This window comes from Faecalitalea cylindroides ATCC 27803 (assembly GCF_000469305.1).
Lineage (GTDB): Bacteria > Bacillota_I > Bacilli_A > Erysipelotrichales > Erysipelotrichaceae > Faecalitalea > Faecalitalea cylindroides.
Map to the genome: position 1 here is coordinate 1 of NZ_KI270951.1, position 8,333 is coordinate 8,333.

The window sequence follows — 8,333 nt, forward strand, 5'->3', positions numbered from 1 at the left end:
ATGTTTTATTGTCGATGACAAAAACATGACAAGTCGTGCCGGTATTTATGCCGGTGGGGATGCGGTAACGGGAGCTGCAACAGTTATTCAGGCTATGGGAGCTGGTAAAAAAGCTGCAAGCTCTATTCATGAATATTTATCAAAATGAAATGTTTCAAAAAAATCATGAAAGTGTTTACATTTTCCTAAAAACGTTGTATTATTAAGTCGGATAAATTTGGAATCAGGCTCAATTCCAATATTTCATGTACCACCATCCTTCCTTTTGGTATATGAAAAGATTTATTCATATCGATTCCTTTTGATACTGGTAAAAAGCACATTATTGTGCTTTTTACCTTTTTTATGGTCTTTTATATTTTTTGGGTTTGTCAAACATGCTTTATATAAAGGCTTTTTATTGACAAATGTGCCTTTTTTATTAAAATGAATAAGGTATGTAAAAAAGGAGACTGAAAATTATGATTAGTTCGAATGATTTGAAACCTGGATTAACAATACAGGTCGATGGAGATATCTATGTTGTATTAGATGCTTCACAGAATAAAACAGCTCGCAGCGCTATGGTCGTTAAGGCAAAAGTTCGTAATCTTCGTACTGGTAGTAACGTTGAATTATCATGGGGCGGAGGAGAAAAAATTGAACCAGCTTTGATTGAAAAACGTGAAATGCAGTACTTATACGATACAGATGATTCTTTAGTATTTATGGATAATGAAACTTATGAACAAATTGAAATTCCTGCGGATCGTCTAGAATGGGAAAGAAAATTCATTAAAGCCAATGATAATGTTAATATCTCAAGTTTTGAAGGTGAAATTCTTGGTGTAATTCTTCCTGATAAGGCAACTTTACAGGTGGTTGAATGCGAACCGGCTGTAAAAGGGGATACAGCTACCAGTGCCAGCAAGAATGCAGTTTTAGAAACTGGTTTAGAAGTTAAGGTACCATTATTCATTGGACAGGACGAAATGATCGTTGTAAATACAAGTGACGGGAAATATTCTGGACGTGCAAAATAGTTTCATTAAAGAGGGCATTTGTATCTAATTATACAAATGCTTTTTTTCACTACAATATAATGTACGAAAGTTAGAAAATATAGTATTTTTTTAGTATAATATATTCGAATATTTATTAGGAGGTCTATTATGGCTCAATTATCAAGAACAAAAAAATATCAAGATTTACGTGATAAGCTAGAAGAAGAAACAACAGAGGCTCAAGTGCAGACATCACCTTCTCGTCTATCAAGAGTACAGGCCAGCAAATTGTCACATGCGAACCAGCCTTTATATCCTCATGAAGAAATTAACGCTAAACCAATCTCAAAAGAATTACCTAAATCTCCAGTCATGGATGATCTTTTAGATGAAGTAAAACAATATAATGTTGAAAATGGATATCGTTATACTGATGATACACAAATCAACATCTTGAAGCAGCTGGATGGAAAAGAAACACGCAGACGTAATGCACATTTTATTCCAATGGAAGATGATGAAGATGAATTAGGTTCAACAATGCAAATGCCTAAACCTACTTCAGAAGAAGTCAATGGTGTTGCCACATACATGCCAAATCAAAAATTAACTCGTATCAATCCAGTTCGAGTTGAAAAAAAAGAACCAGTAAAACAGCCTGTTGAAGAACCTAAAGAAGCTGTAAAACCAAAATCAGAACGCATCGTACTAGGAAACGCTGACATTCGTGCTGATGATCCAGTGGAAGAAAGTGATAAGCTAACGTTTTTTGATCAGAATACAGATGAGTTTGATCGTACTTTAGAAAATAGAGTAGAAACAACCTCAAAGAAAAAACCAAAGAAGGTTAAAAAGACAAAGAAGAAAGCTACAAAAGTTCGTACAAATACCCAGGATGCTCCAAGTGCAAAAATGAGGATGCGTGCTGGTGATATCGATAATATTCCTGCGCAGAAAAAGACAAAAAAATCAGGAACGATCTTAAATGTCATTCTTGTTATTTTGATCTTGTTATTGATTGCATCTATTGGTGTAACAATTTACTTCATTTGGCAGATGGGACTATAAAATGGCGAAGATCAATATAGCAATTGATGGGCCCAGTGGGGTCGGTAAGAGCACAATAGCCGATATTGTGGCAGATAAACTTAATTATGTTCATCTTGATACAGGGGCAATGTATCGTTGTGTTGCCTACTATGTTTTAAAAAATGAGATTGATTATTCAAACGAAGAAGTTTTAGAAAAAGCATTAAGTGATCTAAAGATTTCTTTTCAAAATGATCACGTATATCTAAATGGTGAAGATGTCACAAAAGAAATTCGCACAAATGATATTTCCATGATGGCTTCCAAAACAAGCGCTGTACCAATGGTGCGACAAAAATTGGTCGATCTTCAAAAAGAAATTGCCAAATCCAAGGGGTATATCTTAGATGGACGCGATATATGTACAGTTGTCTTGCCAGATGCAGAAGTAAAAATCTTTATGAATGCAGATGCCAAGGCTCGTGCACAGCGTAGATATGATGAATATATCAATAAGGGTATTGATGCGGATTATGAAACAATATATCAAGATATCATAGCTCGTGATTATCAAGATTCGCATCGAAAAATTTCTCCTTTAAAAAAAGCTGATGATGCGATTGAAATTGACACATCGCATTTGACGATCGATGAAGTTGTTGATGCTGTATTAAACATAATCAATAAAGAAATTTAGAAAGGACGGTGTTGTATGATTCGAGGAACCGTAGCTATAGTAGGTAGACCGAATGTAGGAAAATCTACGATATTCAATCGACTGATAGGTGAAAGAAAGAGTATTGTAGATGATACACCTGGTGTAACTAGAGATCGTATCTATGGAACGGTGGAATGGCTTACACAGTCTTTTCATATTATTGATACAGGCGGTATTCAGATTGAAGATCAGCCTTTTTCTGAAGAAATCAATATGCAGGTAGATATTGCAATTGAAGAAGCTGATGTCATTATCTTTATCACTTCTGCCAAAGAAGGAGTTATGACAGATGATATGGCAATCGCTCGTAAACTTCAGAAGTCTAATAAACCAGTTGTGCTTGCGGTAAACAAAGCTGATAATCAGGAATTACAGATGGCAGTATATGAATTCTATTCTTTAGGTTTAGGAGATCCTATGACTATTTCTGGCGCTCATGGAATTGGTTTGGGCGATTTGTTGGATAAAGTTATTGAATTAATGCCTAAAAAAGAATTAAAGCCTTATGAAGGAATCACTTCTTTTTGTGTCATTGGTCGACCAAATGTTGGGAAAAGTTCTTTGGTTAATGCGATCTTAAAAGAGGATCGTGTTATTGTATCCAATATTGAGGGAACAACACGAGATGCAATTGATACGCCTTTTAAAGTTGATGACAAAGAATATATGATCATTGATACGGCCGGAATTCGAAAACGAGGAAAGATTTATGAGAATATTGAAAAATATTCAATCCTTCGCGCAATGAATGCCATAGAAAGAAGTAATGTTGTTCTATTTGTTATTGATGGTGAATTAGGTATTCGTGAGCAAGATAAACATGTTGCCGGTTTGGCACATGAAGCTGGTAAAGGCGTAATCATTGTTTACAACAAATGGGATACGGTTGATAAAGATGAAAAGACTATGAATGCAATTGAGAAAGAAATTCGCGCTCAATTTGTATACCTTGATTATGCGCCAATTGCCTTTACAAGTGCATTGACTCACAGCAAGGTCAATAAGCTGATTCCTTTGATTGATGAAGTACATGATTCTTGCTGCATGCGCATTATGACCAATGTATTGAACGATGTAATCTTGGATGCACAGATGATGAATCCGCCAAAACCTCATCTCGGTAAGCAGTTAAAGATTTATTATGCAAGTCAAGTAAGTGTTGAACCGCCCACGATCGTATTGTTTGTCAATGATCCAGAACTCTTGCATTTTAGTTATTCAAGATATATAGAAAATAAATTAAGAGAAGCTTTTGGCTTTGTAGGAACTCCGATTCGTATCATTGCCCGAAAGAAATCTTAGGAGGCGTTTAAGATGAAAACAGTTGTGATAGGTAGCGGTAGCTGGGGAACAGCTCTTGCGCAAGTTTTAGCCGATAACAAAGAGGAAGTCATCATTTACGGTATTGAGAAAAGCGAAATTGATGACATCAACCTGAATCATGAAAACTCTAAATATTTTGAAGGAGTGGAATTAAATCCAAACTTAAAGGCAACCGATGATATCACGGTTGTAAAAGATGCGGATATAGTTTTATTGGCTGTACCTACATTTGCGATTGAAGGTATTTGTCTTCAGATTGATCCTTACTTAAAGAACAATATAATCGTAGTTAATGTATCAAAAGGATTTCATCCAGAAACCAGTGAAAGAATGAGTGAAGTAATTCGTCGCTGCATCTCAAAAGAACATTTAAGTTCTGTTGTTTCTCTAATTGGACCAAGTCATGCCGAAGAGGTTGTGATACGTTTATTAACGACAATCGATGCGGTTAGTTTGAAAGAAGAGGATGCACAAGCGATTCAGCGTACTTTTTCTAATAATTATCTTCGTATTTATACAGGAGATGATGAAATTGGTAGCGAGCTTGGCGTTGCAATCAAAAATGTCATGGCTATTGCGTCTGGTATTTTAAGTGGTTTAGGATATCAGGACAATACTCGAGCAGCCTTGATCACGCGAGGCTTGCAGGAAATGATTCGCTATGGTGTTTTCTTTGGTGGTAAACAACAAACTTTTATGGGCCTAACGGGAATAGGAGATTTGATTGTTACTTGCACAAGTATTCATTCTCGTAACTTTGAAGCTGGATATCAGATTGGTAAAGAAAACGATGTTACAAATTTCTTAAAGTACAACAAGAAAACGGTTGAGGGTGTAAGAACCGCTAAGATCGTTCATAAGGTCGCCAAGGAAAACAATATTGACATGCCAATTTGTGAAGAAGTATATCAGATTTTATTTGAAGGAAAAGAACCTAAAACTTGTGCAAATGACTTAATGCTTCGTGAATTAAAGAAGGAGTTTTAGTATGGCTAAATTTGTAAACAGAGAATCTTTGGCTCAAGTTCTTTGTGATAATTTAAATATCTCTAAGAAAGATGCCAGCTATGCAATTGAGCTTATATTTAATGAGATGTCAGAATCTTTGGCAAGCGATGGTTATGTTGATATCAGCGGTTTTGGAAAATTTGAGATCTTCTTTCGAAAAGAGCGTATGGGGATCAATCCCGTAACAAAAGAAAGAATTATGATTCCAGCAACTAAGTTGCCAAAATTTAGACCGAGTCAAACGCTAAAAAATAAGTGTAATAATCGTTAATGGGAATATCTTCGGATATTCTTTTTTATTTTCTTTAGCTTTATAAGTGAATGTGTTATAAATAAAGTAAAGAAAGGACATAGGTATTTATTATGAAAAAAATTTTAAGACTCGTAATGGTTCTGTTTGTTTCCATAGGGCTTTGTGCTTGTTCGAATGCAGATGAAGAACCACAAGTAAGAGAGGTGATTGACAACTACTTTACGAGTATCCAGTCTGGAGATTATCAAACTGCAATGTCTTATTATACTGCGGATGTTGAAGATGGTTTTGGTATCAAAGATTTGGATGAAGTTGTAGAGCAGGAACTTACGGCTGCTGCCTTAGGTGAAGACTTTGATAATGCAGCGAAGGATTGGTTAAAGTACACGATTCAAAACACGTTTGACAGCTATAATATTGATGAAGTGACATTTGATTCGGATACAGCTACAGTTATTGTTTCCGGTAAAGGTTTGGATTTTGATCAGTTTAATTCGAGTGAATTCCAAGACAGCATGACAACTGTGACAAATGATTATGTCAATGAACACATGAATGAGATGCAAGATCTTTATCTATCTCAAGGAGAAGAAGCAGCTACCAATCAGTTGATCAGCGATCTATCCAACTTTGTCTTTGGTGAAATGAAAACATATGTGGATAATATTGAAAGCAAGGACTATAAGACTCGATTTACATTGGTTAAGGAAGATACAGATTGGAAGATAAGTAATATTGAGCATACGATGAGTTCATAAGGAAGAAATATTTCTTCCTTTTTTGGAGGGTAAAATGAAGACGATTTATTTAGCTGGAGGATGTTTTTGGGGTGTTCAAAAGTATTTTGATCTTATTCCTGGAGTGATTTCAACCACAGTAGGATATGCCAACGGGCATATTAAAAATCCTGTATATGAGGATGTTCGTTCGCAAAAAAGCGGTCATGTTGAAACGCTCAAGGTTGACTATGATGAAAATATAATACTTTTATCACAAGTTTTAGATGCTTATTTTGAAATCATCGATCCATTTTCTTTAAACAGACAAGGAAATGATATAGGTTCTTCTTATCGTACAGGAATTTATTATACCGATAAAAAAGATGTACGTATCATTCAAGAAACTTTTCGTCTTCAACAAGCTAAATCTGCTCAAAAAATTGTGGTTGAAGTATGTCCGTTAGATAGCTTTTATCCAGCTGAAGAATATCATCAAAAGTATCTTGAAAAGGATCCGGATGGATATTGTCATATCCCCAAAATTAAATATGAACAAATTCATATTCAAGAGATGAGCGCATACGAAAAAATGTGTCGAAAAGAACTTTTTGATCCTTCAGATGCCTATTTAAGAAGTTTACGTAAGAACACGAATCGTATATTAAACGAACTCAATCATACAGATAATTCTTTAAAGGAAAAACGATATGAACTCTTTAAAGAATTGTTTGGTCGTGTGGGCAAGAATTTAAATATCAAATCAAATTTTCATTGTGATAATGGATATAATATATATTTTAAAGATGATGTCTTTGTCAATGTTGAATGCGTATTTTGTGATGTAGGTAGAATTTATATCGGCAACAATGTATTGATCGGACCGCAGGTTGGAATCTATGCCGTAAATCATCCACTGGATATGGAGTTAAGAAGACAAGGCTTAGAATATGGTGACGATGTCATCATTAAAGATAATGTATGGATCGGAGGCCATGTGACGATCAATCCAGGTATTACTTTAGAAGAAAATGTAATTGTTGCATCTGGATCTGTCGTTACAAAATCCTTTGAATCGAATGTTATGATTGGTGGCAATCCAGCAAGAATTATCAAGCACCTTAAATAAGAAGATGAATTATGTTATAATCATATCGGTGATGTAAATGGTAAAAAAAGGAATGATCCTTCTTGTTTGTTTATTAATCGTAACCAGCATGGTTATTGGAACGATTTCGACATTTTTGTAATAAAAAAAGACTGGTTGATCAGTCTTTTTTAGAAAGGCTAAGATGAATAAGGGAAAATACATCTTTTTGGATGTAGATGGTGTATTAAATCATCATGAAACGTATAAGAAAAAACATGTGAATTCTTTATATCCAGATTTAGATCCTGAATGCCTCGCTCTTTTTAGCAAGCTTGTACATTCAATCGATTATGTGCATATTGTACTTAGTTCAAGTTGGAGATTGATTGAGTCGGATATGGACCGCCTAGAGGCAGCTTTTAAGGAATTTGGTATTCCAAAATGGATCGATATAACACCATATTTGGAATATGAACAAGGTAAGACAAGAGGTAAAGAAATCAATCAGTGGTTAAAAGAAAATCATGTTCGTAAAGATCAAATCATCATACTGGATGACAATACCGATATGGCAGATTTAAAAGATCGTTTGATTCAAACAGATTTTATGAATGGTGGATTTAAAGAAGTTCATTTTAAAAAAGCTTTACATATGTTGAAAGGAAATCATATGACAAAAGAAACAAAAGAAATCTTGGAAGCTCTTGAAGCAGCAAATAACACTCTAGATAACTTATATAAGGCTCTTAATGCACTTGATTCGGCTAAAAGTTGGTCGATTGCAGATATTCTAGGCGGAGGATTTTTAATGACGTATATGAAGCGTTCTAGAGTTAAAGAAGCACAGGTCTATATTGATAACTGCAAGGCTTCTATTGAAAAGTTCGCCAAAGAATTACATGATGTAAACGAAGATATTAATATTTCATTGGACACAGGTGAATTTATTAAATTTGCAGATTACTTTTTTGATGGGATCTTGGTTGATTGGTATGTTCAATCTAATATTACAACAGCTCAAACACAAGTCTCTAATGCAATCAGTCGTGTAGAGCATATTAAAGAACTATTATTACACAAATTGAATGGTGCATCTGTACAATAGATGCATCATCATTTTATTGAATTCTATACTAAAAACAAAGGGAGATAGAGGTACATATTGTTGACTCTGACATAATTCAACTTTACGCTTATATTGGATGAAAACAAT

The 8,333-nt window shown here is 34.6% G+C and carries 9 protein-coding genes; all 9 read left to right on the forward strand.

Going from position 1 to position 8,333, the window contains the following annotated elements; all coding sequences use genetic code 11:
• Positions 1 to 461: 461 nt before the first annotated feature.
• The 9 genes from efp (at position 462) to HMPREF0367_RS09930 (ending at position 8,225) form a co-directional block, all read left to right on the forward strand.
• Positions 462 to 1,022: an elongation factor P gene (efp, locus tag HMPREF0367_RS00455; protein ID WP_022356051.1), complete on the forward strand. Its 561-nt coding sequence runs from the start codon at positions 462 to 464 to the stop codon at positions 1,020 to 1,022.
• 129 nt (positions 1,023 to 1,151) lie between these two features.
• Positions 1,152 to 2,051, forward strand: a complete 900-nt coding sequence (locus HMPREF0367_RS00460) for a hypothetical protein (RefSeq protein WP_035400087.1) — start codon at positions 1,152 to 1,154, stop codon at positions 2,049 to 2,051.
• Between the two features lies 1 nt (position 2,052).
• A complete protein-coding gene (cmk, locus tag HMPREF0367_RS00465) occupies positions 2,053 to 2,709 on the forward strand; it encodes a (d)CMP kinase (RefSeq protein WP_022356053.1) in 657 nt (218 codons plus the stop codon).
• 15 nt (positions 2,710 to 2,724) lie between these two features.
• Entirely contained in the window at positions 2,725 to 4,032 is a 1,308-nt protein-coding gene (der, locus tag HMPREF0367_RS00470) for a ribosome biogenesis GTPase Der (RefSeq protein WP_022356054.1), read from the forward strand.
• 12 nt (positions 4,033 to 4,044) lie between these two features.
• Positions 4,045 to 5,040, forward strand: coding sequence for an NAD(P)H-dependent glycerol-3-phosphate dehydrogenase (locus HMPREF0367_RS00475; protein WP_035400089.1), 996 nt, complete (start codon positions 4,045 to 4,047; stop codon positions 5,038 to 5,040).
• Between the two features lies 1 nt (position 5,041).
• Entirely contained in the window at positions 5,042 to 5,332 is a 291-nt protein-coding gene (locus HMPREF0367_RS00480; RefSeq protein WP_015535231.1) for an HU family DNA-binding protein, read from the forward strand.
• Between the two features lie 92 nt (positions 5,333 to 5,424).
• The gene (locus HMPREF0367_RS00485) at positions 5,425 to 6,072 is read left to right on the forward strand and encodes a Cif family virulence factor (RefSeq protein ID WP_035400093.1); all 648 of its coding nucleotides are present in this window, start codon (positions 5,425 to 5,427) and stop codon (positions 6,070 to 6,072) included.
• Positions 6,073 to 6,106: 34 nt separating this feature from the next.
• On the forward strand, positions 6,107 to 7,159 hold the full coding sequence (msrA, locus tag HMPREF0367_RS10605; protein WP_211237371.1) for a peptide-methionine (S)-S-oxide reductase MsrA: 1,053 nt from the start codon (positions 6,107 to 6,109) through the stop codon (positions 7,157 to 7,159).
• Between the two features lie 163 nt (positions 7,160 to 7,322).
• Positions 7,323 to 8,225, forward strand: coding sequence for an HAD domain-containing protein (locus HMPREF0367_RS09930; RefSeq protein ID WP_051335104.1), 903 nt, complete (start codon positions 7,323 to 7,325; stop codon positions 8,223 to 8,225).
• Positions 8,226 to 8,333 lie beyond the last annotated feature (108 nt).